General features: G+C 61.1%; 23 protein-coding genes. 10 read left to right on the top strand and 13 right to left on the bottom strand.

The features are described 5' to 3' along the window. The first annotated feature begins 68 nt into the window (after window positions 1-68). The 3 genes from AC4EEV_RS19860 to AC4EEV_RS19850 are packed head-to-tail and all read left to right on the top strand — an operon-like array spanning window position 69 to window position 1743. On the top strand, window positions 69-1049 hold the full coding sequence (locus AC4EEV_RS19860) for a formylglycine-generating enzyme family protein (RefSeq protein WP_491329792.1): 981 nt from the start codon (window positions 69-71) through the stop codon (window positions 1047-1049). Then, on the top strand, window positions 1049-1411 hold the full coding sequence (locus tag AC4EEV_RS19855; protein WP_491329791.1) for a YidH family protein: 363 nt from the start codon (window positions 1049-1051) through the stop codon (window positions 1409-1411). Before AC4EEV_RS19860 ends, AC4EEV_RS19855 begins: the two co-directional genes overlap by 1 nt. Next, window positions 1408-1743: a DUF202 domain-containing protein gene (locus tag AC4EEV_RS19850; RefSeq protein ID WP_491329790.1), complete on the top strand. Its 336-nt coding sequence runs from the start codon at window positions 1408-1410 to the stop codon at window positions 1741-1743. The genes AC4EEV_RS19855 and AC4EEV_RS19850 overlap by 4 nt, the downstream gene beginning before the upstream one ends. A 550-nt stretch (window positions 1744-2293) precedes the next feature. Here AC4EEV_RS19850 and AC4EEV_RS19845 read toward each other — a convergent pair. Then, complete coding sequence (locus AC4EEV_RS19845; RefSeq protein ID WP_491329789.1) at window positions 2294-3328, bottom strand: DUF4238 domain-containing protein; 1035 nt, start codon at window positions 3326-3328, stop codon at window positions 2294-2296. Window positions 3329-3892: 564 nt separating this feature from the next. On the opposite strand from AC4EEV_RS19845, the gene AC4EEV_RS19840 reads away from it, so the two are divergent. Beyond that, a complete protein-coding gene (locus AC4EEV_RS19840) occupies window positions 3893-4927 on the top strand; it encodes a DUF4192 domain-containing protein (RefSeq protein ID WP_491329788.1) in 1035 nt (344 codons plus the stop codon). Window positions 4928-5324: 397 nt separating this feature from the next. On the opposite strand, the gene AC4EEV_RS19835 is transcribed toward AC4EEV_RS19840, so the two are convergent. From AC4EEV_RS19835 to AC4EEV_RS19820, 4 genes are all read right to left on the bottom strand, one after another. Then, complete coding sequence (locus tag AC4EEV_RS19835; protein WP_491329787.1) at window positions 5325-5642, bottom strand: DMT family transporter; 318 nt, start codon at window positions 5640-5642, stop codon at window positions 5325-5327. Next, window positions 5642-5941 carry an SMR family transporter gene (locus AC4EEV_RS19830; RefSeq protein WP_491330917.1) on the bottom strand — a complete coding sequence of 100 codons (300 nt, stop codon included), beginning with the start codon at window positions 5939-5941 and terminating at the stop codon, window positions 5642-5644. Before AC4EEV_RS19830 ends, AC4EEV_RS19835 begins: the two co-directional genes overlap by 1 nt. A gap of 413 nt (window positions 5942-6354) precedes the next feature. After that, a complete protein-coding gene (locus AC4EEV_RS19825) occupies window positions 6355-6984 on the bottom strand; it encodes a cysteine hydrolase family protein (protein ID WP_491329786.1) in 630 nt (209 codons plus the stop codon). A 53-nt stretch (window positions 6985-7037) separates the two neighbouring features. Further along, window positions 7038-8132 carry an LLM class flavin-dependent oxidoreductase gene (locus AC4EEV_RS19820; protein ID WP_491329785.1) on the bottom strand — a complete coding sequence of 365 codons (1095 nt, stop codon included), beginning with the start codon at window positions 8130-8132 and terminating at the stop codon, window positions 7038-7040. A gap of 89 nt (window positions 8133-8221) precedes the next feature. Between AC4EEV_RS19820 and AC4EEV_RS19815 the strand changes: the two genes are divergently transcribed. Beyond that, window positions 8222-8809 carry a CGNR zinc finger domain-containing protein gene (locus AC4EEV_RS19815; protein ID WP_491329784.1) on the top strand — a complete coding sequence of 196 codons (588 nt, stop codon included), beginning with the start codon at window positions 8222-8224 and terminating at the stop codon, window positions 8807-8809. 225 nt (window positions 8810-9034) lie between these two features. Here AC4EEV_RS19815 and AC4EEV_RS19810 read toward each other — a convergent pair whose 3' ends face one another. Beyond that, on the bottom strand, window positions 9035-9436 hold the full coding sequence (locus tag AC4EEV_RS19810) for a nuclear transport factor 2 family protein (RefSeq protein ID WP_491329783.1): 402 nt from the start codon (window positions 9434-9436) through the stop codon (window positions 9035-9037). An 82-nt stretch (window positions 9437-9518) separates the two neighbouring features. Between AC4EEV_RS19810 and AC4EEV_RS19805 the strand changes: the two genes are divergently transcribed. Beyond that, on the top strand, window positions 9519-9911 hold the full coding sequence (locus AC4EEV_RS19805; RefSeq protein ID WP_491329782.1) for a winged helix-turn-helix transcriptional regulator: 393 nt from the start codon (window positions 9519-9521) through the stop codon (window positions 9909-9911). 230 nt (window positions 9912-10141) lie between these two features. On the opposite strand, the gene AC4EEV_RS19800 is transcribed toward AC4EEV_RS19805, so the two are convergent. From AC4EEV_RS19800 to AC4EEV_RS19790, 3 genes are all read right to left on the bottom strand, one after another. Further along, complete coding sequence (locus tag AC4EEV_RS19800; protein ID WP_491330916.1) at window positions 10142-11476, bottom strand: BNR-4 repeat-containing protein; 1335 nt, start codon at window positions 11474-11476, stop codon at window positions 10142-10144. Window positions 11477-11591: 115 nt separating this feature from the next. Further along, a complete protein-coding gene (locus AC4EEV_RS19795; protein WP_491329781.1) occupies window positions 11592-13634 on the bottom strand; it encodes a beta-galactosidase in 2043 nt (680 codons plus the stop codon). Window positions 13635-13727: 93 nt separating this feature from the next. Next, entirely contained in the window at window positions 13728-15035 is a 1308-nt protein-coding gene (locus tag AC4EEV_RS19790) for an ABC transporter substrate-binding protein (protein WP_491329780.1), read from the bottom strand. A 310-nt stretch (window positions 15036-15345) separates the two neighbouring features. Between AC4EEV_RS19790 and AC4EEV_RS19785 the strand changes: the two genes are divergently transcribed. The 3 genes from AC4EEV_RS19785 (at window position 15346) to AC4EEV_RS19775 (ending at window position 18187) form a co-directional block, all read left to right on the top strand. Further along, entirely contained in the window at window positions 15346-16254 is a 909-nt protein-coding gene (locus AC4EEV_RS19785; protein ID WP_491330915.1) for a carbohydrate ABC transporter permease, read from the top strand. Between the two features lie 19 nt (window positions 16255-16273). Continuing rightward, window positions 16274-17143 carry a carbohydrate ABC transporter permease gene (locus AC4EEV_RS19780; protein ID WP_491330914.1) on the top strand — a complete coding sequence of 290 codons (870 nt, stop codon included), beginning with the start codon at window positions 16274-16276 and terminating at the stop codon, window positions 17141-17143. An 87-nt stretch (window positions 17144-17230) separates the two neighbouring features. Continuing rightward, complete coding sequence (locus tag AC4EEV_RS19775) at window positions 17231-18187, top strand: LacI family DNA-binding transcriptional regulator (RefSeq protein WP_491329779.1); 957 nt, start codon at window positions 17231-17233, stop codon at window positions 18185-18187. A 738-nt stretch (window positions 18188-18925) separates the two neighbouring features. Here AC4EEV_RS19775 and AC4EEV_RS19770 read toward each other — a convergent pair. Together AC4EEV_RS19770 and AC4EEV_RS19765 are read right to left on the bottom strand one after the other, a co-directional pair. Continuing rightward, window positions 18926-21466: an excinuclease ABC subunit UvrA gene (locus AC4EEV_RS19770; RefSeq protein ID WP_491329778.1), complete on the bottom strand. Its 2541-nt coding sequence runs from the start codon at window positions 21464-21466 to the stop codon at window positions 18926-18928. A gap of 58 nt (window positions 21467-21524) precedes the next feature. Then, window positions 21525-22004, bottom strand: a complete 480-nt coding sequence (locus AC4EEV_RS19765; protein WP_491329777.1) for a MarR family winged helix-turn-helix transcriptional regulator — start codon at window positions 22002-22004, stop codon at window positions 21525-21527. 65 nt (window positions 22005-22069) lie between these two features. Between AC4EEV_RS19765 and AC4EEV_RS19760 the strand changes: the two genes are divergently transcribed. After that, the gene (locus AC4EEV_RS19760; RefSeq protein WP_491329776.1) at window positions 22070-22840 is read left to right on the top strand and encodes an MBL fold metallo-hydrolase; all 771 of its coding nucleotides are present in this window, start codon (window positions 22070-22072) and stop codon (window positions 22838-22840) included. 254 nt (window positions 22841-23094) lie between these two features. Here the strand turns inward: AC4EEV_RS19760 and istB are convergent, their stop codons facing one another. Both istB and istA read right to left on the bottom strand, forming a co-directional pair. Beyond that, on the bottom strand, window positions 23095-23883 hold the full coding sequence (istB, locus tag AC4EEV_RS19755) for an IS21-like element helper ATPase IstB (RefSeq protein WP_440745464.1): 789 nt from the start codon (window positions 23881-23883) through the stop codon (window positions 23095-23097). Continuing rightward, window positions 23883-25100, bottom strand: coding sequence for an IS21 family transposase (istA, locus tag AC4EEV_RS19750; protein WP_440745465.1), 1218 nt, complete (start codon window positions 25098-25100; stop codon window positions 23883-23885). The genes istB and istA overlap by 1 nt, the downstream gene beginning before the upstream one ends. Between the last annotated feature and the right edge of the window lie 1094 nt (window positions 25101-26194).

The following is a 26194-nucleotide window of genomic DNA, read 5'->3' as shown; positions in this document are numbered from 1 at the left end:
CAGAGCATAGTAGATGAAGGATCCAAGCGAGTACCCGTCGAGGTCGCGAGCTCTTTTCCAGGAGGACCATGGACTGCCAAAACCCGGGGGCCAGCCCCAGTTGCTGCACGCCCAACAGCGGAGCAAACACCCCCACGGCCGCAGAGCAACACTCAGGACCAGCAGTACCGTCCTCCCCCACTACCGCCTCGACAGCACCTAGACATCAGGACGTACCTATCCCGGCAGGTGTGTTCCTCATGGGCGACGCATTCGGAGAAGGCTACCCGAGTGACGGGGAAGGCCCCGTCCACGCGGTGGAGCTAGAGGCGTTCAGGATTGATGCGACGGCGGTGACGAACCGGATGTTCGCCGCCTTTGTGGCGGCCACCGGTTACCGTACGGAGGCCGAACAGTACGGCAGTTCGGCTGTGTTCCACCTCCTCGTAGCCGCACAGGATGCTGACATCGTTGGCCGCGCTGCCGGAGCACCCTGGTGGATCAACGTCCGCGGCGCGGACTGGACACATCCAGCTGGCCCCTCCTCTGACTGGAACCAGATGCCTGATCACCCGGTCGTCCACGTCTCCTGGAATGACGCGCAGGCATACTGCCAGTGGGCCGGCCGACGACTGCCGACCGAGGCGGAATGGGAATGTGCCGCGCGCGGCGGACTGACTGGGAAGCGCTACGCATGGGGGGACGAGCTCACTCCGGGCGGGGAGCACCGCTGCAACAAATGGCAGGGGACCTTCCCAACAAACAACAGCGAGGATGACGGCTTTCTCGGCACCGCCCCCGTAAAGTCCTACCCCGCCAACGGCTACGGGCTCTACGAGGTTGCCGGAAATGTCTGGGAGTGGTGCAACGACTGGTTCCTTCCCAACTTTTACCGGACCTCGCCCAGCCAGGATCCGCAGGGGCCCGTCACTGGGGCCGGCCGGGTCATGCGCGGCGGTTCCTACCTGTGCCACGAGTCGTACTGCAACAGGTACCGGGTCGCCGCCCGTACCTCCAACACGCCGGAATCCTCCAGCGGAAACTGCGGCTTCCGAACGGTGACCCTCTAATGGTCAAGCTCAAAGAACCCAAATGGCGCCGCAACGGGGAGATGCCGGACTACCGCTTCTCACTGGCAAACGAACGCACCTTCCTGGCCTGGATCCGCACCGCTATGGCCATCCTCGCCGGCGCCATCGCCGTCGACCAGCTCACCCCGCAGATCGCCCCGCCCCCGGTCCGGATCATCCTGTGCCTCGTGCTCGCCGTCATCGGCGCGCTGCTGGCCCTGGAAGCCTACCGGCGCTGGTCTCTGCAGGAACAAGCCATGCGCCAGAAACGGGAACTCCCCCACGCCTGGCTGCTCGTGGCGATGACGACCGTCATCGCACTGGCCGGCACCGTCGTCGCTGTTCTCATCCTTGTCCGGTGACACCACGGGACCCAGGGCTGCAGCCGGAACGGACCGCACTCGCCTGGCGGCGCACCTTCCTGGCAATGATCGTTTCCGACTTCTTTATCTGGCGCGCTTGGACAACATCCCTCACCCACCACGGCGGCGACATCGCAGGCTCCTCCCTCGGTCTCGGCATCGCAGCGGCCGTCGCGGCGAGTGCCACCGCCGTACTCGGAATCTGCATCCTGCACCGCAACGCAAACCTCCGCGACAAAAAAGCGGCGCATCCAGTCCTCCTCCGCACCGCGACGGGGGCAATTATTGCCGTCGGTACCGCCACCATCTCTTCAATCCTGCTGGGCGGGTGAAACACCGGCCGAGAACAACCGTGTGGGAAACGCACCGATACGCGCCCACACACACGCGCGATAGTCGCCAAACCCGCTTTCCGACCGAGCCAAGTTGCCGGGCGGGTTCAACGACACGGGCTGGGCAGGCTTTGGTGGACGAGCCCAGACGCGAGTGGCGGGTCTTCTTGGTGCCCACAGGTTCGCCCAGAAGAGAACGCCCAGTCCGAAAGGAGCAGAGGACGCTGCCTGATCCAGCGCTCAAAGCCAGAGTGGTGGTGCTTGCCAGAATCGACGACTCTCCGAAACGTCAAGCTTTGTCAACACCAAAAACATAATAAGCTCTTGACCTGCGGAAACACTGTGCCCGAGGTAGGACTCGAACTGGACTCCAGGCCTTGCCAACGCTGGGAACTTCCGAAAACACGCGGAATCGGAAGCAGTCCAACCGCTATAAAGCACGATCCAGCGTGAAAGGTGTGGACATTGTCCACACCTCCCAGCAGCCCTAATTAGCAGTCCTTCCACGGAACATAGCCTTGGTGCGAGGCTTAATCTGGGACTCCGCTTTCTAACTGTCGTGTCTTGGCTCCCCCTCGCTGCGGTTGAACCAAGGCTCTCCGTCGAATTCAGCATCCATGAAGCCGCTGGCCGTCATGTTGATTAGCGTTGGTGCATGTAGCTCTGCGGGTAAAAACTTGTCATCGTCCGGATGCCGGTAGACGTATTCCCTGGCATGCTTTGCCGTGTGCTCGTTAAATAGTCGCTCCATGGCCGTTGATCCGCCTTGAGCGCGGTCTGCCGCTCCTTGCAGAACGGCTGCTCTGATCTCCTGCACCTGAGGGTCATCTGCGGATAGTCCCTTGACGATTGCCATAGGATCGCTCATCAGCAGGCCTAATTTCGTCGTCAGTGGAAACGCCACAGCCCAAGCAGTTCCGAAGCCCACACCTTGCCAGGGTTCGTCTTCAAAGTTACGCACCAGGCTGATTGGCGCGTCCGAGGTTATGAGAGACCGTTGGGCGAAACGGACAAGAGTCCATGGCCGGGTCGCGATGTACGGGGTCAGCTGTTCGGAGGTGTCAACCATGTGCTGTATGTGAATGTGATTTGGAAACGAGATTGGCGGCCCTCCGGGCTGCGTGGCTTCATCCCATATGCGATTTGCCTGTTCGTCGCTGGCATCGAACCCCATGTTGTCTTTGATCCAACGTTTGACGTTCCTCCGCCCTCCAGCACCAACCTCTACCCGGGCAGTCTTGGCATGTAGATGCTCAATCGTCTTGCGCGTATCAGGACCTCGGGAAGCTTGAAGCGCGATATAGAACGAAAAAGTCCATCGGTCTCTTTCCGGAAGAGGAAGCTCACCGCCCTCGAGGCGGCGGATTATATTCAGGGCTTCGCCCTCAATACCGCTGAGAAGTTTCTCAAACTCGTCAGGCTCATAATAGCCATGAAGCGTGTGGAAGTGAGTCTGCGCGGCGACGTTTTTCACCGACGGCGTGTAACTCGCCCTCCCGTCGAGCGGCACAACCGTAATACGCTCTTTCTCATTTGCGAAGCCGCGTAGATAGCCCTGAGGAACGTAATGGTGCAGCTTCGCCACACTGCCCTGCTTTGACATGTATAAATGACCCCCAGAGTTAAGACCAATGCCAACGTACTACCAGCAGGTGGCACTCACAGCACTTCTGTACGGCAGCCCCACTTACAGTCCCAAAACCGCCAATCACACTTATGGTTCACTCTGTCGAACGCGTGACCCTTGCGTTCCCGTAGACGAGGGCAACATCTTGGTCTCTCCAGCGGAGCAAGGATCCTCCGATCTCGCTTCTCGCTTAGAGCACTCGGACCGGCGTCATGCCGCTGAACTGCCAGGCCGCGATGGACAGGCAGAAGTACGAACTGCTTGTCATTCTGATATGTCCCCATGATCGCTGGGCGGGTCCTCCGCGCAACCAGGGCGCTACCGCGCCGACCCCGGAACCGAAAACTTCATCATCAGAACGGTGAAGCATTGCCCGCGGCTGAAGTTTTCGCCCCGGCGCCGGTCCCCCAAGTTGCACTCCGGCCCCTCTACCCAGCGGGTGGTCCCCTACCAGAACGACGCACACAACCAACAACCGCAACAAGACACGGCAACACAAGGGTGAAGGGAAACAAGGGGATCATGGAAAAGCTCACTATCAAAACACCATCAGATGTGCTCAGCTTCATCGGGCATACTCTGGGCTTCTGGCCCAAGGAAAGCTTGGTCTGCATCACCATGAACGAGAACAGCATCGGCGCGACGCTGCGCATCGATCTCCCCCGCCAGCCCGGCCAAGAACTCCCCTACGCACGCACCGTCGCCCACTACCTCACCAGCGACACCAACGCCACATCCGTACTCTTCGCCGTGTACACCACCGAACCAGCGCAGCCCGGTCAGGCCCGGCCGTATGCCGGCACCATAGCCGCTCTCACCGGGGTCCTCGCCGAACAGGGCATCACCATCCGGGACGGACTCTTCGTCGGAGACGAAACCTTCTCCCCCTACGACGGCGAGCCCGGCACCACCCTCGCCCTACCCGTCAGCTCCACTCAGACGAGCGCCATCAACGCCGAATTTATCTACCGGGGCAGTTTCGTCGAACCCACCGACCGGGTTATTCTCCCGCCCACCGGCGAGGAAGCAGCGAAAGCGGCCGCCGTCGAACACCACATGGACACCATCGCCTCCCAACCAACGGACGCCGCGCTCCAGCAGGGCCGGCAACTCTGGGCAGGAATGCTCAACTCCAAGACCTTCCCGAGCGATGACGACTGCCACGCCCTCGTCGCAAACCTGCAGTTCCCGGCTATCCGGGACCGGCTCATCGCAGACATCCCAGGCGTCGACGAACCCATGCAACAGATCCTGTTCGCCCAAACCGACCATGCTCCGAAATGGTCACGCATCGAATGGGCACAACAACTCCTCCTGCACGCCTACACCCGCACCAGCGCCGAACACGCAGCACCAGTGCTCACCACCATCGGCTACATCAACTGGTGGGAAGGCAGAGGCAGCAAAGCCCACCAATTCCTCCAACTCGCCCTCGACACCGACCCCGCCTACCGTCTCGCCCGCCTCAGCGACCAAATGATCGGCTCCGGCATCGTCGCCGGCTGGAACATGAACAAAGACACCGCATACAAATCCCTGCCCTACGACCTTCCGTGAGGCACTTCAGGACTAGCCGAGTTGGCGCAGCTTAACAGAAGGTACACTATCGGCTCTTTAGAATGGGCGGGGGAGCACCTGCAGAACGGACTGTTCCTGCCATCGTTCGTGGCTTGTTTTCCGCCGGACTTCGGCGCGTGGGAACGGCTCAGCCAGCACCTGGTTGACGGCCTGGATGTCCAGAAAGGCCGGTCAAAGGTTACGGCAGATCCGGTCATCTCCACCCCCCCATACGGACCGTTCGGCGTGGTCAGGATACGACGGTTCGACCAGGGCATGCATGATTTCCTCGAATACCCGGGGAAACCTCCGGCGTATTCCAGCGGGCCGCGCCGTGCATGTCGATCAACCAGGCCGGCGGACTGCAGTGACGGCCGTTGGGTGACCGCGGTTCTCGTTAGTGGATCGCGCCGAGTTCGACGAGGAAGACGCCGCCGATGATGAGGACGATGCCAATGCTCATTAGCCACGTAAGGGGGTCGTTGAAGAGGACCTTAGAAAGAACGGCGGTGAGGGCGACGCCTGTTGCGGCCCAGATTCCGTACGCGATGCCGATGGGCATCCCATGAGCGAGGGCGAGGCCGAGCATGCTGAAGGACACCACGTATCCGACCGCAACTGCTGCGTACCAGCGTTTGTTGTCGATTGCCAGGCGGAGGCTGATCGTGCCGGAGACCTCAAACAGGATGGCAGCGGTAAGGAGAAGATAAGACATCAGGCCATCTCTGCTTTCTTGTGGGCCGCCTGGGCCCCGAGCTCCACGCACAGGACGCCGGCGATGATGACGATGATTCCTATGCCCATGAGGGCGGTGATCGGTTCTCCGAAGATCAGGAGGGAGCCAACGGCAGTGAGGGCGACGCCGGTAGCTCCCCAGATACCGTAGGCGACCCCGAGGGCCATACCCGTGCGGAGTATCTTGGCGAGCAGTACGAATCCGCTCAGGTAGCCGATGACAACGACGACGTAGAGGGCGGGGTGCTCGAGTGCGCCCTTGAGGGCGAGTGAGGCCATCACTTCGACCAGGATGGCGGGAATTAGGAGTAGCCAGGCCTTCGTGGTGTGGTCATGGGTTGTTTCCTTGCGTGATGTGCTGCTGGGTGGTCTGCGCGACGAGGTGGCCCTCGTAGCCCCAAACGAGGGAAAGAATATGTCCGCGAATGTCAGGGCGAGGATCGTTCCTTGACGCGGCGGCAGGAAGCCAACGATCACGTAGATCCCTGTTCAAGATGATTTGGGCTTAGAGGGAGGCACTGTAAGTGATGCGGTTCTTTCCGGATGCATCGTTCGAGGTATGCCCGCACGCCTGATTCGGCGGCCCGCCGACGGGCTCACTGCCCACTAAGCGATGGGTGTGTGGCAGGTCCTCACGCAAGATGCATAGTCCGGGCACGTTGAGCGCGCGACGCCCACCCTCGCGGTACTTACTACCGGGTACTGCGGCCTTGGGCGGCGGAGGTGACGAGGTCGCTCTTGGTCAGCGGCGCGCCCGTGTGCAGTGCCGCAGTCCAGGTCTCGGTGTCGGTGACGGCGGCCCAGTTCGAGTGCAGCAGCGCCATGAGGGTCTCATGGACTTGGCGTGCGGGCGCGGTGCCGGCGTCGTTGGCGAGGTCGATTGCTCCGGTCGCGTCTGAGAGGACTTCGACCGTGAATCCGAGGGGCTCCGCGGCAGCGGCGGACGCGAGCACGCAGTTGTTGGTCATGTAGCCGGCGAGGGTGATGGTGTCGATGCCTTGTTCACGCAGCCAGGCTTCGAGGTCCGTGTCCGCGAAGACGCTGGAGAACTGTTTGCTGATGCGCTTGGCCGCCGCGTTCTCGTGGGCGGCTACTTCGGGGTGGTTGTGCCAGGTCGCCGATCCGGATGCGAACACCGGTGCTTCTGCGGGAAGCTCGTGCTGGACGATCACGACCGGCGTTCCGGTCTGCTCTGCGGTCTTGATCGCGGTCTGGATGCTGATGATGGATTGGTCACGGCCCGGGTACTGGATCGGAAGCAGTCCGTCGAAGTATTCCTGCTGGGCGTCGATGACGATCAGGGCGCGGCGCGGTGCGGTCATGGAGTTCTCCTTCAAGGGGTGTGTTGTGAATATGCGGAATGTGGGTATGGCTGCTACTGGGCGGCGGTTGGAAGGGGCGCCTCCACGTGGGGCAGCGTGTAGTGATCGGCGAGCAGGCTAATCCCCTGCTGGTCGAGGCGTGCAGAGTGGCCGCCAACGACGAGCATCACCTCATCGACACCGGTGCGCTCGTGCATGGCTTCGAGACGGTTTGCGACAGTAGCGGCGGAGCCATGAAAATTTCGGCTGGTGTAGGCGTCGAGGATTTGCCGCTCCTGAATAGTGGCCGGATACGCCTCAACCTCGTCCGGCGGCAGGAGCAGGTAGCCTTCGCGCTTGAACATGCGCAGCATCCCCATTGCCGACGTTGCCGCCTGCCGTTCTGCCTCAACCGGGTCATCGCTGATCGCCACGGGCACGCTGACGAGCGTGTACGGCTCGGTAAGCACTTCGGAGGGCTGGAAGCTCTCACGGTAGAGACGCATGGCAGTGTCGATGTCAGCGTCGCCGAACTGCAAGGCGAACGCATACGGCCTGCCGAGCTGCCCCGCCAGTTGTGCTGAGTACGGAGAGGAACCCAGCACCCACACCTCCGGGAAGGTCGAGGGCGCAGGCATCCGGTTCTCCCTCGCTTGCCACGGGCCAGGGACTGCGTGAACATGTCGGTAGGGGTGTCCAGAAGGAAAGTCGTCGCCGAGGAATCCGAGCAATTCGAGCACCTGTTGTGGGAATCCGTCGTTGGCATCCGCGCCTCGACGCAGAGCCGCAGCGGTCGCCCCATCAGTGCCGGGCGCGCGTCCCAGCCCAAGATCGATCCGGCCCGGGGCGAGAGCCTCCAGCATCCCGAACTGTTCGGCGATCAGCAACGGTGCGTGGTTGGGCAGCATCACCCCTCCGGCGCCAAGGCGGATGCTCGTCGTCTCAGCGATGAGACGGGCGACCATCAACGCAGGTGATGACACCGAGGTCGCCCCCATCGCATGATGCTCAGACATCCAGAACCGGTGATAACCGCGCTGGTCCGCCGTTCGCGCCAAGGAAATCGTCGCCGCGAGCCCCTCCCCGGCGGTCATCCCCACCCCGGTACCGCCCGCAGAAAGCACCGACAGCGCGAAGGGGGCCGTGCCGGCCGCTCCATCGAACGTCATCGGACCCGCTCATGGAAAATAGTGTTTTTTAGCATGATCGGAGCCTAGCATTCTTCTCACGCTTAAATGAAACTGCTACCATGAGGATCATGTCGGAAACACCGCTGGCAGCCGCACCAGGCGCTAAAGAGCATCCCAGCCTCGCGCTGGTCAACAGCGCGAACGAATTGCCCGCCGGCAAACGCTATGACGAATTGGACGGTCCTGACGACGCTGCGGCCTGGCTGAGAGCACACGATCTCATCGGGCCGGAGACTGTGTTGCACGACCACTGCCGGGGCAGGCTCGCAGACCTGCGGTCAGACCTGCGCGATCTGTTCACCGCGCACACCACAGGGGACGTCCCCACGACAGCGGCCGTGCAAGCTCTCAATTGTGCGCTGACTTGTGCGCCCGGTGCACTCCTGCTTCAGTTTGACCCGGATTCAGGGTTTACCCGCAGCGCCAACCACCCCGTGACGCAGGTCGTCGAGCACGTCATGGCCCTCATCGCCGACGACGCTGCCTCACTGCTTAGCGGCGACCAAGCATCGGTGCTCGCTTCCTGCGAAGCGGACGGGTGCCAGCGATTCTTCCTCCGCACCCACGCTCGACGGCAATGGTGTTCAACCCGCTGCGGCGACCGCGTCCGCGCCGCACGCTCCTACGCGCGCAAACGGCGCGCAGCTCCAAAGTAGCTATGTGAGCGAGGCCAGACCCTGGCGCAGTGGCCTTGGGGAGCATTCCGTCGCGCTCTGAGCCGCCTCGGAAAAGGGAATTTCTCTCAACCGGCTCTTGTGACTTGCTCTGGTGCACGGCCGCCTCAACGTCAAGCCGGAAGACTCCCGGATGCGGTCGCGAGATCGCAAAGGTAACAACTTCAGCGGCGCCAGCGGGTGACGGTTTACGTGTTCTGCGATGCCCTAGGGATGGCCCCAGAAGGAATCTTCCGATTGGCTGTCAGCTGAGAAAAGCCTCACCTCCGCGATCTTTCCCTCACGGATCGTGAGGAGATCGACGCCGGACATATCCATCGATGCATCCGCGCGCTTGCCTGAGAACTGCACCGGAACGGCAACGAGTTCTCCGTTAGCCATTGCCGGCCCGGTGACGGCGATGGCGAAGGTCCCCTGGCTCGCTTCCATCATCCCGCCGAGCAGCGCACCCACGCCGTCGACCCCCGTGTGATCACCGGAAAACCGGTTGGAGCCCGGCTGATACCAGACGACGTCCGGGCTGAACAATTCCATTGCCGAGGGCATATCACCCCTGCTGAGGGCGTCGAAGTACGCTATTGCTACAGCAACGGGTGTCTGGTCAGTCATCTTGATCTCCTAGATTGGGTTACGATCCCTATGGTTACATTCGGTAACCTGTTACCTCAACGTAACTAAGGAGGCCGACTCTATGAACGTACCTGCCTGGAACGTCATGGTGGCCACCTGCCCCTCGCGGACCTCCCTCGCGAAAATAGCCAACAAGTGGACTGCGATGATCATCATCGCCCTGAGCGGCGGTCCACTGAGGTTCGGTGAACTGCGTGATGCCGTGGACGGTGTCAGCGGCAAAGTCCTGGCCGATACCCTGCGTGATCTGGAGCGTGATGGCATCGTAGAGCGAACGGCCTATGACGAGATGCCCCCGCGGGTTGAATATGAGCTAACCACCCTGGGCCAAACGCTTCGAGAGCCACTATCGGCGCTTGGCCGCTGGGCTGAACAACATATCGAAGCTGTACTGTCAGCCCGGGAATCCTACGACAACCGGGCCGACCCAACGACCCTCAATAGGCGCGCGTAGTTGGGCGGTCACACCCTAGCGGCCCATGTCGAGAAACGTCCCCAGCCGAGGCGCTGGAAGCACCGTTGTCGTTCCCGAGCACACCCCACCTGGCGGCGGTGCTGCAGTAGACCATCTCGCGCTGGGGCAGCCAAGCAAGCCGTCGCTCAGACGCCGTTTCGACGCCCAACCCCGGGTCTGGCTCCGGGCGCTGATTCCGAGTGCTGGCTCTTCCGCCACGTGTCAGTCCTTCAAGTGACGGGAGAGGCCGTTCGTTCGGGATTGAGGGGGACCCGGTCGGCGGGGCGGTTGATCCGGCCCACCACTTCGGTTTTGTACGTCTGGGATGAGTCCATGCTGCCGCGGAACCACACGACGGCGTGGACGGCCGGTTCTCCCGGGACCACCATGGGGCGGAGGTTGTCCGCGTCCGAGTTTTCCGTCACCTCCGACCATTGCCAGGAGGCGCCGTTGTCGGATGTGCGCCCTCTATAGATCTCGTAGTGGCCAGTGGCTTGACTGGTCCCCGGGTGTAGGGGTGTGGAGATGTACACCTGGTCCAGATCGTTCGGATCCACGGCGCCGAGCCCCGTGTAGTCCTGTTCGTGGGGCAGCAGCGCCGAGCCCGCGGCGGCCAGCGGGTGTACCAGCCAGCGCGTCCCGTCGAAGCGCGCGTAAAGCAGCCGATGGTCGTCGACCTCAAGCCGCTGCAGACGCTCGAGAGGTCCGTCGACGTCGTTGGCGCGGCAGCTGATAATTGCCGCGAGTTGGTCGCCCTTCCCTCGCAGGTCCGTGGTCCAGGCATGGGTGAGGACATCACCGTCGATCCTGGTGCCGGATTTGAAGACGGTCGTGAGAGCATTCTGGTTTATGCCCGCCGAGCCCAGGAGAGGTTTTTCCATGACCCTTCCAGCGGCGTCGTGGAGGGCGTTGTCGCGGATAAAGCCGTGGTAGATGCTGTTGTTGTAGTCGCGGGGGTGGTGGTCCGTGGTGATGAGGTCGATCCGGTCCACCCCGTTACCCCAGTACCGGGTGTAGCCATTGACGTAACCCACCTTGGGCCGGGTGAACAGCTTGCCGCCGTAGCGCCACGTCCCGCCGTCGTCGTCGGAGACCATCATGCTCGGGTCGTCGTTGACGGCACGGACAAAATTGTAGACACGCGATTCGGCGTCCAGGCGGTGCAGGTTGGAGTAGGTGGCCCCGCGTCCGCCAGCCAGGTCTGTCCAGTCAAAGGCGTGCTCCGGGCCCCATTCTGATGCGTCGTGCGGACGCAGTGAAACCCGCCAGCGCGAGTAGTTGTCGGTCTTGTGTTTGGCGTACATCGCCACGTACCTGCCGTCGGGCCTTATCAGCAGGGCGGGTGCATTGTGGTCGTCCGATTCCAGTCGCTGGTGGAGCACCTGGACGCGTCTTTGGCCCGTTTTCAGGTCCACCACGGCGATTTCTATGTTGCCTCCCCGGGTCTCACCGCCGGGGCCTTCGGGTGCGGCTACGGAGCCTACCAGCAAGGTGTTGTTGGCGGGATCGATGAGGGCGCGTTCGTCCTGGAACCAGCACCACGCCCCGTTGTCGTTGATGCGAATTTGACAGCCGTTCTGCTTGTTAGGGAAGGTCTTGTTCTTTATTCCAGCAGGGGAAGACAAGGATGGAAAGGGCTTTCCGCGTATGATGTGCCGGCTCTCCTGCGCCGGTCATCTTTCAGAATTCCGTCTTGATCACGGCGACGCCTGAGGGTTCGAGGGTGAGGGTTTGACCCTTGCACACCGTCTGTCCGGCAAGGAGCTCCCAGCCGCTGATTTCCGCCTCAAGAATCCTTGTTTCCTCTGAATGGTTAAGGAAGAAGAGATACTTGTGCTCTCCGGTGCGGCGTTCGGTGACCTCCACGTCGTCGGGCGCCCCGTGAGGGGCTTCCACCCGTGCACGGGCGATGAGTGCTGAGCAGACTTCGTCCAGGGCGCGTTGGGGTAGGTGCGTTCCAATGTAGATCGCGCTGCCCTCCCCCATTCGGTGGTCCAGGATCGCTGGTTTGCCGTCAAGGTGCCCGCCTACGTACCTGGCCGCGACGCTGGCTCCTTCGGGTGCTATATCGTCCTGCCAGCGGCTTGTGTCCGTTGAGAACGATTGGCTAAGCAGCTCTGCTTCCGGCAGCGCCTGGACTAAGGCGGTCTCTTCTGCCGGCAGGGGTGCAAAGTCGCGGACGTGAGCGCCTATTACATCGCGAAGACCGCCCGGGTAGCCGTTACCGATGATCTGGTCGTTTTCGTCGACGATGCCGGAGAAGTACGAGATGAGCGCGTGGCCGCCGGCTTCCACGAAGGATCGCACAGCCGTGTGCTGTTCATCGCTGATGAGGTACTGATTTGGTATGACCAGGACGCTGTACTGGGATAGGTCCGAGGTGAGGGTTACGACGTCGATGGAGGCATTGGTCTTCCAGAGGGCCCGGTAATGGCTGGTGACCACCTCCTTGTAGCTGTAGTTGTTCAGGGGATGGGCAGGGCCTTCGACAGCCCACCAGTTATCCCAGTCCCAGACGATCGCGACCTTCGCGGTGCTGCGGGCGCCGGCAACGGCGTCCAGCAGCGATAGTTCGTTGCCCAATGCCTTTACTTCTTGCCAGCCTCGGGTTTTAACGCCGCCGTGCGGAAGCATGGCGGAGTGGAACTTTTCTTGGCCAAAGCGGGCGGCCCGCCATTGGAAGAACATCACGGCGTCGGCCCCGTGCGCGATCGCCTGGTAGGAGCCCAGCCGCATTGCCCCAGGCTTTTTGGGCACATTTACCGCCCACTGGCTGACCGCACCGGCGGCTTGTTCCATCATCATCCAGGGTGATCCGTTACCGAGATGGCGCATGAGATCGTACTGCATCGCGGCGTCTGAGAGTGCCTCGGGGTTGGCAGGATCCGGATAGATATCGAGGGCGATGACGTCAAGCTCTGGCGCCCATCTGCGGTAGTCCTGAACCGGGAAGAATTGGACGAAGTTGGTTGTCGCCGGGATGTGGGGGGTCACTTCCTTCAGCAGGTCCCGTTCGCGCCGGTAGAGATCGATCTGGATATCGCTGTTGAAGCGGGCGTAGTCGAGTTCTCTGGCAGGGTTCACCCAGCCGCGTACAGGTTTGGGTACGTGCAGCTGCGACCAGTCGCTATAGGACTGGCTCCAGCAGCTGGTGCCCCAGCGTGTGTTGAGTTCATCCAGCGTCCCGTACTTCTGCTGCAGCCAGTGACGGAAATTGTCGTCGCAGAGGTCGCAGAAGCAGTACTGGTGATACTCGTTGCCGACGTGCCACATGGCGAGGGCGGGGTGGTCGCCATACCGTTCGGCCAGGAGCCGTGCGATGCGCTGGCTGCGGTTGCGGTAGACCGGCGAGGAGGGGCAGAAATGGCCTCGGCTGCCAATTGCCATTCGTGTTCCCGATCGCTCGACCATGAGGGTCTCCGGAAAAGAGGAGGCCAGCCAGGGTGGTGGAGCGGCGTTCGGGGTGGCCAGATTAGCGGAAATTCCGTTCGTGGCGAGCAGATCCATAATCTCGTCGAGCCAGTCAAAGGTAAATGCCCCGTCCGAGGGCTCCAACATCGCCCAAGAGAACACGCCCAGGCTCACAAGCCGAACTTTGGCCTCGCGCATCAGCCGGACATCTTCGTGCCACGTTTCCCGCGGCCACTGTTCCGGGTTGTAGTCACCGCCGTAGATGATGCCCGGGAGGCGTTGGCGGAAGGAGGCAAAGTCAGCAGGGTGCATCGTCGAGGTCTCTCGTGTTGGAGGTGGAAGCGTAAAGGTCCAAGCCGCTATGCCGGTTGCCCGCAGGCCCCGTGCCACGGGGCCTGCGGTTACCTACATGGCGGCTTTGACTGTCTTGATCAGTTGGTCGGCTGCCTGTTCCGGGGTCATTCGGTCGAAGACGACTTCTTGGGACAGCCGCTTGACCGTGTCGATGAGGACGCCCCCGGCTTTGGTGTTCGGGACGGCGTAGGGCGGGGTGCCCAGATCATTCACGCGCGTGACGTAGTCGGCGACCTTTTTCTCGACCGGCGTCAGGGACGGGGTGATGGCTTCCAGCACCTTGGAGTTGGAGGGGACACCTCGGTCGAACTTCAGTAATTCGGCAGCATCGGAGGAGTTGGTCATGAAGTCGATCAGCATTGCCGCTTCCTTTGGGTGTTCGCTGTTGGCGGCTATTGAGTAGTAGATGCCGGGTTTGGTCCAGCCCCCTTGCGTGGAGAACTGTTTCTCGCCCGGGAGTCTCATCAGTTTGAATTCCTGGCCCGCGGCCTTTTCCAAGTTGCCTACCTGGTTCACCGAGACCAGTGCCATTGCTTTCTTGCTCATGGCAAGCGGGGACTGTTCCAGGGCGACGCTGGCGGATTCGAGTTCTGCCTCCACTGACTGGGTGCCACCACTGTCACGGACCTTTTTGACGAATTCCCACCAGTCCTTGGCGGTATCGGCAGAGAATCCGATTTCCGTTCCGTTGTTCTTCCAGTAGTCCTCCCCGTGCTGTCGGATCCACATGTTCATGGTCTGCTCGTCCATGGGTATGGACGTGCCGGCCACGCCTGGAAGAGCCTTGGAGAGGGCAACGGCTTTGTCTATGTATTCGTCCCAGCTCCACGTGTTGTCGTCCGGCAGCGGAACCCCGGCCTTTTCGAAGAGGGCGGGATTCAGCGCGATACCGAAACCTGAATCACCGGACGGGATTCCATAGAGCCCATCGTTGATACTTGTTCCGCCAAGCGAGGACTTGGAGAAGTCCGACGTCGGCAGAACGTCGGAGAACTTCTTGAGATCCAATATCTGGCCGTTGTCAATGTACGAGTACATGTAGGGATCGGTCTGCTGCATCACATCGGGCAGATCCCGGGATGCAGCACCGGTCGACAACTTGTTGAAGTAGTCGGAGAAGTTCGAGAACTCCGGCTGGACCTTGATGTTGGGATGTGCCTGCTCAAACCGGTCGATTGCGGCTTGGGTCTGTTTGTGCCGGGCGTCCGAGCCCCACCAGTTGAAGCGAATCGTAACGTCCTGATTGGAAGACTGGGAGTCTGGGGAACCGCACCCGGCCAACATTGCAACACAGGTCAGGGCGGAAAGGATGCCAGCAGCCATCCTCCTGCGGGCCGGACGTGCTTTTCTTGCTCGCATGCGTGAGCTCCTTTGCTTGGTGATGGGGAGGCGGGACGGCTATTGAAGTCCTGCTGCCATGCTCGGCGGCGTGGTCAGGCGTCTCGACGAAAATTGAGCTAGTGACCGGTAACCATTAGATCACTGACGTCTTTCAGAGGTTCTAAGGACCTGATCAAGAACACTAGTGACCGGTAACGTAGCCGTCAAGACCTTGACGAAAGCGTTTTCCCGATGTCATGCTCGACTGCACCCGACCAGCCACAAACCTATGTCCGGAGTACCCATGTCAACGCTGACGCCTCCCAAACGGAGCACTGCACCCTCTCGCATGGTGCCACCGAAAGGGCGCACCCTCATGAAACGGTTGGAAGAACGAGCTGCCTGGTCTTTTCTGCTTCCGTGGTTTCTGGGAATGCTCGTCATCACCATCGGCCCGATGATCGCCTCGCTGTATTTTTCGTTCACTGACTACAACCTGCTCCGCGCCCCACAATGGGTCGGGTTGGACAACTACGAGCAGATGTTCAATGACCCGCGCCTGCACAAATCCCTCGGCGTAACTTTTGTCTATGTTCTGATCGGAGTGCCCTCCCTCCTGGTCGTGGCACTCTCGCTGGCGATGGTCCTGAATAAAGGCATCCGGGGCTTGGCTTTCTACCGGTCGGTGTTCTACCTGCCCTCCCTGCTGGGCGGTTCGGTCGCCGTTGGCGTCCTGTGGCGGCAGGTATTCGGCAGTGGCGGGCTGGTCAACCAGTTCCTCGCCCTTTTCGGCATCCAAGGGCCGGGGTGGATTTCGAACCCGGACACTGCTCTCAGCTCGCTCATCATGCTGCATGTCTGGAGCTTCGGTTCCTCGATGGTGATCTTCCTTGCCGGCCTTCGGCAGATACCGGAAGATCTCTACGAAGCTGCGTCACTCGACGGGGCAGGACGGTGGCGCCAATTCATTAGCGTCACCTTGCCGCTCCTGACGCCCATTCTTTTTTTCAACCTCATCCTGCAAATCATCAATTCATTCCAGACCTTCACCCAGGCGTTTGTGGTGAGTGGCGGAACAGGCGGCCCGGCTGATTCGACCCTCTTCTATTCGCTCTATCTCTACGAGCAGGGATTCGGACGCCTGAACATGGGCTACGCCTCCGCGATGGCCTGGCTGCTGGTGGCGATCATCGGCATCTTCACGGCCATCAATTTCTATTTCAGCAAACGATGGGTGTACTACAGTGACCGCGATTGAGACAGAGACAGTCAAAAGCCTGCGCCGGAGCAACACCCCTGAGCCGGTACTCCGGAGGCAAACCCACCGGTTCAGGGGTGCCCTGAAGCACGCCGCCCTGATCCTGGCGGCGGGACTAATGCTTTACCCGCTGCTGTGGATGGTTGCCAGCTCGTTCCGCCCCGAAGCACTGATATTCAGGGACCCTGGCCTAATTCCCACCGAGGTGGACACAGGCCATTACGCAGACGGTTGGACGGCGCTGGCAAATCCGTTCAATGTCTACCTGCTGAACTCCGCCGTGGTCGTCGCAGGATCCCTCATCGGGAATCTACTCACTTGCTCCATGGCCGCCTACGCCTTCGCCAAGCTGGAATTCCGTGGCCGGAACATTTTCTTCGCAGCCCTATTGCTGACCCTTATGCTGCCGATGCACGTGGTACTGGTCCCTCAATACGTACTGTTCGCCAACCTCCACTGGGTCAACACCTTCCTGCCACTGATAGTGCCCAAATTCCTGGCCACGGATGCCTTCTTCGTATTCCTCATGGTCCAGTTCTTCCGCGGACTGCCAAAGGAACTGGACGAAGCCGCCAGGCTTGACGGGGCAGGTTACTGGCGAACCTATTTTCAAGTCATACTGCCCCTGTCAGTGCCTGCGCTGGCGACGACCGCAATCTTTACCTTCATCTGGACTTGGAATGACTTCTTCGGACAGCTGATCTACCTGACAAAACCCGCGCTGCACACCGCGCCGGTGGCACTGCGCAACTTTGTCGATGCCACGAGCGGCGCCTCCTGGGGCTCCCTGTTCGCGATGTCCATCGTGACGTTGATCCCGGTCTTTGTGGTTTTCCTTCTTGGACAGAAGTATCTCGTCAAAGGCATTGCCACAACCGGGCTGAAGTAACAAGGAACGTAAGCTAGAGAGATAATGAGGCACCAAAATGAGGACCCGCCGGCCAGCCTGACCATGCGGCGCGCTACCATCGTGGACGTGGCAACGGCTGCCGGTGTCTCGAAACAGACAGTGACCCGGGCTATGAACGACATGCCCGGCATCAAAGCCGAGACACGCCAGCGAATAAGGAAAATAGCACAAGAGCTCGATTACGTACCCAGCAGATTCGCCAAGGGCCTTGCCCAAGGAACCGGCACTTCCCTCGGACTTGCTGTCCCAGGGCTCTCGAACCCCTACTTCCCCTCTTTCGTTTCAAGCGTCGTCGAGCAAGCAACTAAGCGTGGCTGGCAGGTCGTCATCAACGACTACGGAGACGGAGCAGTCGACCCCGTCTCCGCAATTGCACAGCTCGCACCGAACGTGGATGTCGTCATCGGCTGGCTCGGCGATGAGCACGGCGCCTCCCAAAAGGCCCTTGGGAGGCGCCCCCTTGTGCTCCTGGACCTGGCCGATGCCGGGGCTGCTGGAGAGGTAACCTTCGACTACACCCACGCCGCCCAACTGGCGCTGGACCACCTCCGCGCTCAGGGCCACGAGAAGATCGTGTACTTGGACTACGTCCGCCACCAGGGCCTGTCCGTCCGCGCGCAGGCCTTCGCCCGATACGCCGGAGAACAAGGTCTTCCCCTAACATTCAAAAATTCCAAAGACTCCGCCTTTGGAGCCCGGCAAGCAGTGATAAACATGCTGGAAAGCGGCACCGAACCCGACGCCATCATCACCTTCAATGACGTGATGGCCATCGGAACAATCAAAGCCCTCACCCAGATGGGCAGGTTGGTTCCCCGGGATTGCGCCGTCATAGGCATGGATGGCATCCCACTCGGAGAACTCTTCATGCCCGAACTAAGCAGCCTATCCATAGACTTCAAAGAAACAGGAGCGGCAGCGGTACAACTGGCAGAAAGGCTACTTTCCGGCCAGACAGTTGCCGGCACGCCCGACGCCAAGACCGTACTCAAACACAAGCTCTGCCTCCGCCAGTCCGGTTAGCGCACACCCAACCTGACGTCAGGGGTGCCCGCTAACGGCAAATGACGCCTGGGCGCGGAGCTCCGGCTTTCTTGGAGGAGCCCACCGGCGTGTCCTATGGCGGGGGTGCCCAGCGGGACAACATGAACGACATAGCTTACTACAGCCAGTCCGGTACCGAGCTTTTTACCGACGACGCCGACAGCATGGGCTCGACCAAAAACCTCCCCAGGTTCCAACACCTACGTCGCCGCAAGCCCCGGATGGTCGCCCATAGCTGGCGAGGTGCTGGCGGACCAGCCTCGGTAGGGACGGACAGGCGATGACGGATCCTACCGTCGGTGAAGCGGCGCGAGAGCTGCGTCCTCGCCCTCTGGTGAGTACGCACCAAGAAACGTGATGGAGGCGACGCCAGCGATGATCCCCGTTGCACCACTTGCCACTGATTGATGGTGGACACCGATACAACGGGACCATGGTTCGAGCTCGTGCTCGTCAGGAGGACTAGCCCCGTCACGATCTGTCCCGTGGGTCTGGACAAATCGGCGGCATGCTTTGGCCACTCCTAGCGCCCGTAACGGAGGTATGCGCTCATGGAACCCGCCACAGGCAACGCGATCCGGGCCAGGTCCGATAGGGTCGTGCCCGCACATCTCCAGCTGTCATGGCGAGCATCGCAACGATCATCGTGATCGCGCCGGCAACGGCGGTAAAGGAGGGGTGTCGGCTGTGTTCTTCATAGGTGATGACGCTGCGAATTCAATTGTTTGAGCGGTACGAAAGGTGCTCGCGCAAGTAGCGCCCAGTGATGCTGGAGGGGTTATTCGCGAGCTCGTCGGGTGAACCTGTTGCGATGATGCGGCCGCCTGCGGTACCACCGCCGGGCCCCATATCTATGATGTGGTCAGCGTTCGCGATCACGTCCAGGTCGTGTTCAATCACGACGACGGTTGCACCTTTGTCTATGAGTCGCTGCAGAACTCCCAGGAGGGTTCGAACATCGAGGGGGTGGAGGCCGACGCTGGGTTCGTCGAAAACGAAGATGGCTTTGTGTTGGTCTCGATGGAGTTCCGTAGCGAGCTTGAGCCGCTGTGATTCTCCTCCGGAGAGTGCAGGAGTACCCTGTCCAAGGGTGAGGTACCCCAGTCCTAGATCAATAAGTGCCTGGAGTTTTTTTCGGACCTTGCGGATATCCCGGAGGTTGGTGAGCGCTTCGGTGAGGGACATGTCCAGCAGTTCCGGCAGCGACACTCCGGACCCTTCAGGCTTCTGCTGCGACGGGCGTCGAATGTCGCCAGTCTCGGGTGCATAACGCGTTCCGTTGCAGTCGGGGCATTCAATGTCAACGTCGGGCAGGAATTGCACGTCAAGGACGATCTGGCTGGTCCCTTCGCAGAGCGGGCACCGCAAGGAGCCGGTGTTGTAGGAAAAATCGGCGGCGCTCAACGCACGGTCCTTAGCGGCTCCCAGGGATGCGAATGCCCGCCGCAGATCATCCATTATCCCGCTGTAGGTGGCGATGGTGGAGCGTACGTTGACCCCGATGGGTGTTGCGTCGACGACGTGGACTTGCTCGATCCCCGCGACGTCGATGCTTTTGACATGTGCGGGGGCTTTCGAGTTCTTCCCGGTCTGGAGGGCGGGGACAAGGCTTTCGAGGATAAGCGTTGTCTTGCCCGAGCCGGACATCCCGGTGACGGTAGTGAGCTGCCCAAGAGGAATGTCGGCAGATAAGGCCTTGACGGTATGCAGAGGGGCTGTTTCGAGGTGAATGGCGCCTCGGTGGAAAACCGTACCGGGCGCCGTACGCTCGCGGACGATAACCGGCTCCTTCCCGGTGAGAAACCCGCCTAGGAGTGATGCGGGATTTGTTCCGATGTCGCCGACAGTTCCAGCAGCCAGGACCGTGCCACCCTGCGGACCAGAGCCCGGACCGATCTCAATAACAAAGTCTGCTTGCCGCAGGACCTGGACATCGTGATCGACAAGGACGACTGAGTTGCCGTCCTTCAGCAGGTCGCGCATGACGCCGGTAAGGCCGTCTACGTTGGCCGGGTGCAACCCGATCGAGGGTTCGTCAAGGACATACAGGACCCCGGTGGTCTCGTTGCGTACAGCCCGGGCCAATTGCACCCGCTGTCGTTCACCAGTGGATAGAGTTGAGCTGGTCCTGTCAAGGCTTAAGTAGCCCAGCCCGAGATCGATGAGGCGCACGGCCATGTTCTGAAGCGTTGCGACGAGGTTTGTGGCCATCTGCCGCATTGCCCCTGGCAAGCTGTCAGGAACGATAGATGCCCAAGAGATCACCTCTTCCAGGGTCATGGCTGTGACCTCAGCGAGATTCAAACCAATAACCTGGCTACCTCGGGCCTTCTCGCTGAGTCGGGTGCCGTGACAGTTTGGGCAGGTGGCCGCGGTGATGAATCGTTCGACCCGGTTCAAGCCTTTCTCAGTTGTCGCGTTATCGAGGGCTTCCTGCACTGCCTGGCGCGCATTGCGGTAGGTGAAGTTGAGTTCGAACAGTTTTCCGTTCTTCGATGGCACGGTGACACGCCTTTGTTCCGCAGGGCCCTGCATGACGATCCAGCGTTCATCGTCTGTAAGGTCGCGGTATGGGATGTCGGTGCGGACGCCGAGGTCAGCGGCAACACGGGGCATCACGGTCAGGCCGAACATGGACCACGGCGCCACCGCGCCTGCATCGATGCTCTTGTCATGGTCAGGAACCAGCGAGGCCTCGTCGATTCCGCGGGCGACGCCGGTGCCGGAACATGCCGGGCATGCCCCGTCCGAGTTGAAGGCCAGTACCTCGGCGCCTGGCGGGTAGAACGCCACTGCGCATTTCGGGCACACAAGGTCCTTATCCTGTGCCACCTCAATTGTTGGTGCCAGCCGGTGGCCGTTCGGGCATAAGTGCGAGCCGAGCCGGGAGAACATGAGGCGCAACACGTTCAGCAGCTCTGTCGACGTTCCGAAGGTAGACCTGACGCCCGGCGTACCAGGACGCTGACGCAGTGCGAGTGCCGCGGGAACATGCCGGACGGAATCGACTGCCGGCCGGGGTGCATGCGACATGCGCCGGCGAGTATACGTGGATAACGCTTCTATGTAGCGGCGGGAGCCTTCAGCGTATAGAACCCCCATCGCCAGCGAGGATTTCCCTGATCCCGACACTCCCCCGATCGCGACCAGTTGGCGGGCCGGTACGGCGATGTCGATGTTCTTCAGGTTGTGAACCCTGGCGCCCCGAACTTCTATAGCCAGCGGTGTCTTCGCGCTGACATCCTTAAATTCCGCCATCGGTCTCCTGTCATAGGTTCTTCGGTGCCCTACCAGTTCCTTCCCAGGGAAACTAACTTCACACTGGGTTTCGGACCGGAGCGCTGGCCCTAAGCAGCTTCAGGTTCAAGGACATCCGCTCCAGTTCCGCGCGCCCGAGTACGGCGCTAAAGCGGCGCTCCAGTTCATCCTCAAATGTTGGTATCGACGCCTGAAGCTTCGCCTCACCGGACTCTGTGAGTTCGAGCAGCGATGATCGTCGATCGTCCGGATTCCGAAGACGGCGGCAGTAGCCGGCCTCTTCGATCCGGTCGATCACTTTGCTGACGCCTCCAGCGGAGATCGCGAATTCTTTCCCGATGTCGTGAACGCGCCGTCGGGGCGTAACCGAGAGGAACTGCATGACCTCGAACCAAGTCAGGTGCAGCCCGCAGTCCCGGCGGAGCCTTACATCCAAAGCCGCCCACAGTTCAGTTTCAAAACGCACCAGGTCGTGGTAAAGGTCTTTCAGTTCGGCCACAAGCCCACCCTTCAGTCGCATCGACAGCTTATTGGACACACCCTAGTATAGTTTTCACGGAAGATTCTTCCAAGGAAATATCTGATGCTTTGAAGGAGCAATACGTGACCACCGCTCATGCTGCCGAGGTACCGATAAGAGTGTTGAACGGCCCCACCGTGCTGATCGAGTACGCGGGGTTGCGATTTCTGACGGATCCAACCTTTGATGATCCGGGCGAGTACCCCACCCCGGTCCCTGGTTTTTCGTTGATTAAGACATCATCCTCCACCGTGCCCCCGGCAAAGGTTGGACATGTTGACGCCGTACTTCTCTCGCACGACGAACACGACGATAACCTCGACCATAGTGGTCGGGAATTTATCGGCCACGTCCCCCTGACGCTGACGACAATCAGCGGGGCAGGACGTCTCGGCGGGTCGTCCAGGGGGCTCGGGTTCTGGGGAGAAGTTCACCTGACCGCACCCGACGGAACAGAAGTTACGATCACTGGGTTACCCGCACTCCATGGCCCCGAGGGCAATGAATCAATATCTGGTGATGTCATTGGCTTCCTGCTCACTGCCGCCGGCCACCCCAGCGTATACATCAGTGGAGACAACGCTTCGATGGAGTGCATCGAGCAGATCGCAGAGCGGCATGGCCCCGTGGACATCGCAGTGCTCTTCATTGGCGGTGTTAGGCACAAACCATTCTTCGATGGTGCGCTCGTGACCATCAACAACGCGATGGCGGCCCAAGCCACGAAGGTCCTCGGGGCCCGTCGGGTTGTGCCGGCCCACTTTGAAGGATGGGCACACTTCAGTGGCGGGCGCCAAGAGCTGGTTGACGCCTTCTCTGCTGCCGGCCTGGGGGATCGTCTCAGCTTCGACTAGGACAATCCGGCCGGCTGCTGGCCGCTCAAGTGACAACTGACGGAATGGCAGCTCCTCAAGGAGGCAAAAGTACCAGTGCGGTGCATGGAGCCCGAAAAGAGGGCCTGATCTGCCAGGGAAGCCGCTAACATGCTTCCTTCGCGCACGTCAGGACCCTGTGCAGCGCTTCCGCGCCGACGAGACCTTGTGCGTGTCAGCGCTGGTCGAAAAGTGAGCCATTTCGCTGGCTGAAAACTGAGCCACTTTGACGTTGGTTATTCTGCCGTATTTTCCGGTCTTGTCGAGGGCAGCGAGTCGACCTGAGTGTGTTTGAGCCGGTAGCTGGAGCCCTTGAGGGTGATGACTTCGGCGTGGTGGACGATGCGGTCGATCATGGCTGACGCGACGACCTGGTCGCCGAAGACGTCGCCCCAGCGGGCGAAGGGCAGATTTGAGGTCAGGATCAGCGAGGCGTGTTCGTAGCGCGATGAGACCAGTTGGAAGAACAGGTTCGCGGCGTCCTGCTCGAACGGGATGTAGCCGACTTCGTCGACGATGATCAGTCCGTAGCGGCGTAGCCTGACCAGTTCTTGGGGCAGCCGGCCGTTCTGGTGGGCTGCCTGGAGCCGGGCGACCCAGTCGATGGCGGTGGCGAACAGGACGCGGTGACCGAGCTGGGTGGCTCGTAAGCCCAGCCCGGTGGCGAGGTGTGTTTTGCCGGTGCCGGGCGGTCCGAGCAGGACGATGTTGGACGCTTCGGTGAGGAACGCGCCGGTGGCCAGGTGCGCGATGGTGTCGCGTTTGAGGCCGGGTTGGTGATCGAAGTTGAAGTCCTCGAGTGATTTCCGGGCCGGGAAACCAGCTGCCCGGGCCCTGAGCTCGGCGCCGGAGGCTTCTCTGGCTGCGACTTCCCGGGACAGGACAGCGGCGAGGTATTCCTCATGGCTCCAGCCTCCTTCACGGGCCTGGTCCGCGAGCCGGGTTGCTGCTTCCCGGATCCGGGGTGCCTTCATCGCCCGGGAGTAGTACTCGATCTGGCCAGTCGTTTCTTTGACGTTGGCCATCAGGCGACCTGCCCGTCATCGAGGACCACACCGAAGGCGCGGTCGTAGTCCGCCAGGTCCCGCAGCCCGGTTGTTTCGCCCGCGGGCGGTGGGGTTTGGAAGGCCTTCCGCAATGCCCTTGCCGCCTCGACGTGGGCCGGGTCGGTGATGGTCAGTCCGGAGCCCCACGACCGAGGGTGGGTGCCGACGGATCTGCCGTCCAGGCTGATCATGACGGTCGTCAGGTCCGCGGTGACGTCGACGAACCGGCCGATGGCCTGCGGGTGAACGGAGTAATCATTTGATCCCATCCTGACGTAGTAGTCCCTCGGCAGGCGGACCCGCGCGACGAATCCCGTCACCGGTGGAACCGGCGGCAGCGCCAGCATGGCTGCTTTGTCCGCTGCGAGCAGCTCCGTGGGCCGGGCGCCGATCCGCCTGACCATCCGGGCGTTAGCCTTCGGCAGCCACTGCCCGAGCTGATTATTGAAGTCTTCCGGCGAGGTGAAGATTCGGCCCGGCAGGAAGGACGTCTCCAGGAACTGGTTGGCCCGTTCGACCACGCCCTTGGTTTCCGGGTCGTAGGGTTTGACCTGCACGACCCGGGTGGCCAGGACACCGGCGAACGCGGAAACGCCGGCAGCGTAACTGTTCCGGCGGCCGATGCCGGTTTCGTTGTCCCAGATCAGCCGCCGCGGAACAGCCCCCAATCCACCGAGCAGTTCCCACATTCCGGCCAGCAGGTCCCCGGTCATCCGGGACGGGATCATCCGGGCCATGATGAACCTCGAATGGGAGGAGACCATCACCAGTACCGGCAGCACCCTGGCTTTGCCGGCGCCAACGGGTATTCGGACCTCAGGGAACCACAGGTCGCACTGCGCCTGGTCCCCGGGCTCGTAGCTAACCCGGTCTGCAGGATCAGCTGGGGCATATTCCGGCCGGATCCTGGCCACGTTCTCCCGGAACCAGGCTGCCGATCCGGACCAGCCCACCCGCTCAGCCAATACTGTCGCCGGCATCCGCGGGTTCTCCAGCAGCAGCGCACGAATTGCCGGTTCCACAGCTTTGATCCCGGAGTTCCGCGGCGCACGGACGTACGCCGGCGGACCATCAGCACTGACAGCTTTCGCGACGGTATTCCTGGAGATCCCCAACCGTGCCGCTATCGACCTCATCGACTCACCCTCGGCAAGATGCAACCGCCGAATAAGCGCCCAATCCTCCACTGTGATCACCCACCCAATCGTTTGGAACGGGTGGCTCAGTTTTCAACCGTCACAATGGCTCAGTTTTCGACCGTCACCGACAGTGCGACAGCGCGACTGACAGACATTGACGTTCAGCCTCATAACCGACCGCCGGCTAGGGACTAGTGGCATGCCTCGTACTTTTTCTCGAGTCCGCGTGCAGTAACAACCCTGCCTTGCAGTAATGAGCATCCCGGGCTGCTTGCATCTCGTCCCGGCGGGCCTCGGCGCAAGCTTAAGAGCAATGGGGATTCCAAAGTTCGCCTCGGATACACCCAGGCACGACGTTGGCGACATCAGTCTTGAGGTGGTAGGGCCCCGGGCTAAGTCGACCCACGCTGAAATCGATTCGAGAAGGCGCGGCCACGGCTGATGAGCAGTGACTTCTGAAACGGGATCCCCGGCGTAAGCCGCTCCCATTCAGGCTCCCGGTTTGTGCCCCTTCGCCCTTTTCTGGCGTAGTTATCGACCGTCTATCGCTCGATCAGTGATCAGAGGAGATGGGTGGACCTAGGGTAGGTAATCGAATACGTGCTCGGACCATCTCCATACCTGCGGGCCAGTGATCAGGCGGCCATGAAAGGTGCCGAGATTCAAACACTCCGGTGCTGGTTCTGCCTTCCAGCATTGGTATGTGCCCGAATATTCAACGGTGGGGCCGTCGTGCCGAAGGCTGAGGTTGCTTGTTGTGATAAAAGTGCTGATGTTGTCCTGGACGAGTCGGTCGATTGTTTCTTCGGGAGTCAAGAGATAGAGCTCGCCGTCAACATCCTCCGCCAGTGTCCTTCCACCCTGGAGCACAGTATTTAGCCCTGCCCGATCTCTTCTGCTCAGCGAATCAAAGAAGGCGGCGAGAAGGTTCTCGACATAGTGTCGGGCAACTGGGAGGCTGGACTGGAATACCATCTCCTGGTTGGCTCCAGCGAGAAGGGCAGAGGGCACTCGCCGTTTTTCGAGGCAAGCGACCTTCATATCAGCTGAGCACAGGCAGGTGATGGGTCAACTGATACCCGCTGCCGGCGGGAAGGGCTCCAAGCAAACAGCCCAAGGAGCACGGGCCCGGTACTGGCCGCGCCTAAATA

It is taken from the genome of Pseudarthrobacter sp. MOO14 (genome assembly GCF_058267675.1).
This window is presented reverse-complemented; position numbering and strand designations above follow the sequence as displayed.

Bases quoted from the DNA above. Each gene is read 5' to 3' on its own strand.
- AC4EEV_RS19810 (WP_491329783.1), bottom strand. From the start codon at position 9,436: ATGACTGACCAGACACCCGTTGCTGTAGCAATAGCGTACTTCGACGCC.
- AC4EEV_RS19860 (WP_491329792.1), top strand. From the start codon at position 69: ATGGACTGCCAAAACCCGGGGGCCAGCCCCAGTTGCTGCACGCCCAAC.
- AC4EEV_RS19795 (WP_491329781.1), bottom strand. From the start codon at position 13,634: ATGCACCCTGCTGACTTTGCCTCCTTCCGCCAACGCCTCCCGGGCATC.
- AC4EEV_RS19805 (WP_491329782.1), top strand. From the start codon at position 9,519: ATGAACGTACCTGCCTGGAACGTCATGGTGGCCACCTGCCCCTCGCGG.
- AC4EEV_RS19825 (WP_491329786.1), bottom strand. From the start codon at position 6,984: ATGACCGCACCGCGCCGCGCCCTGATCGTCATCGACGCCCAGCAGGAA.
- AC4EEV_RS19790 (WP_491329780.1), bottom strand. From the start codon at position 15,035: ATGCGAGCAAGAAAAGCACGTCCGGCCCGCAGGAGGATGGCTGCTGGC.
- AC4EEV_RS19835 (WP_491329787.1), bottom strand. From the start codon at position 5,642: ATGTCTTATCTTCTCCTTACCGCTGCCATCCTGTTTGAGGTCTCCGGC.
- AC4EEV_RS19830 (WP_491330917.1), bottom strand. From the start codon at position 5,941: ATGGCCTCACTCGCCCTCAAGGGCGCACTCGAGCACCCCGCCCTCTAC.
- AC4EEV_RS19820 (WP_491329785.1), bottom strand. From the start codon at position 8,132: ATGACGTTCGATGGAGCGGCCGGCACGGCCCCCTTCGCGCTGTCGGTG.
- AC4EEV_RS19855 (WP_491329791.1), top strand. From the start codon at position 1,049: ATGGTCAAGCTCAAAGAACCCAAATGGCGCCGCAACGGGGAGATGCCG.
- AC4EEV_RS19770 (WP_491329778.1), bottom strand. From the start codon at position 21,466: ATGGCGGAATTTAAGGATGTCAGCGCGAAGACACCGCTGGCTATAGAA.
- istB (WP_440745464.1), bottom strand. From the start codon at position 23,883: ATGGCCAACGTCAAAGAAACGACTGGCCAGATCGAGTACTACTCCCGG.
- AC4EEV_RS19785 (WP_491330915.1), top strand. From the start codon at position 15,346: ATGGTGCCACCGAAAGGGCGCACCCTCATGAAACGGTTGGAAGAACGA.
- AC4EEV_RS19840 (WP_491329788.1), top strand. From the start codon at position 3,893: ATGGAAAAGCTCACTATCAAAACACCATCAGATGTGCTCAGCTTCATC.
- AC4EEV_RS19815 (WP_491329784.1), top strand. From the start codon at position 8,222: ATGTCGGAAACACCGCTGGCAGCCGCACCAGGCGCTAAAGAGCATCCC.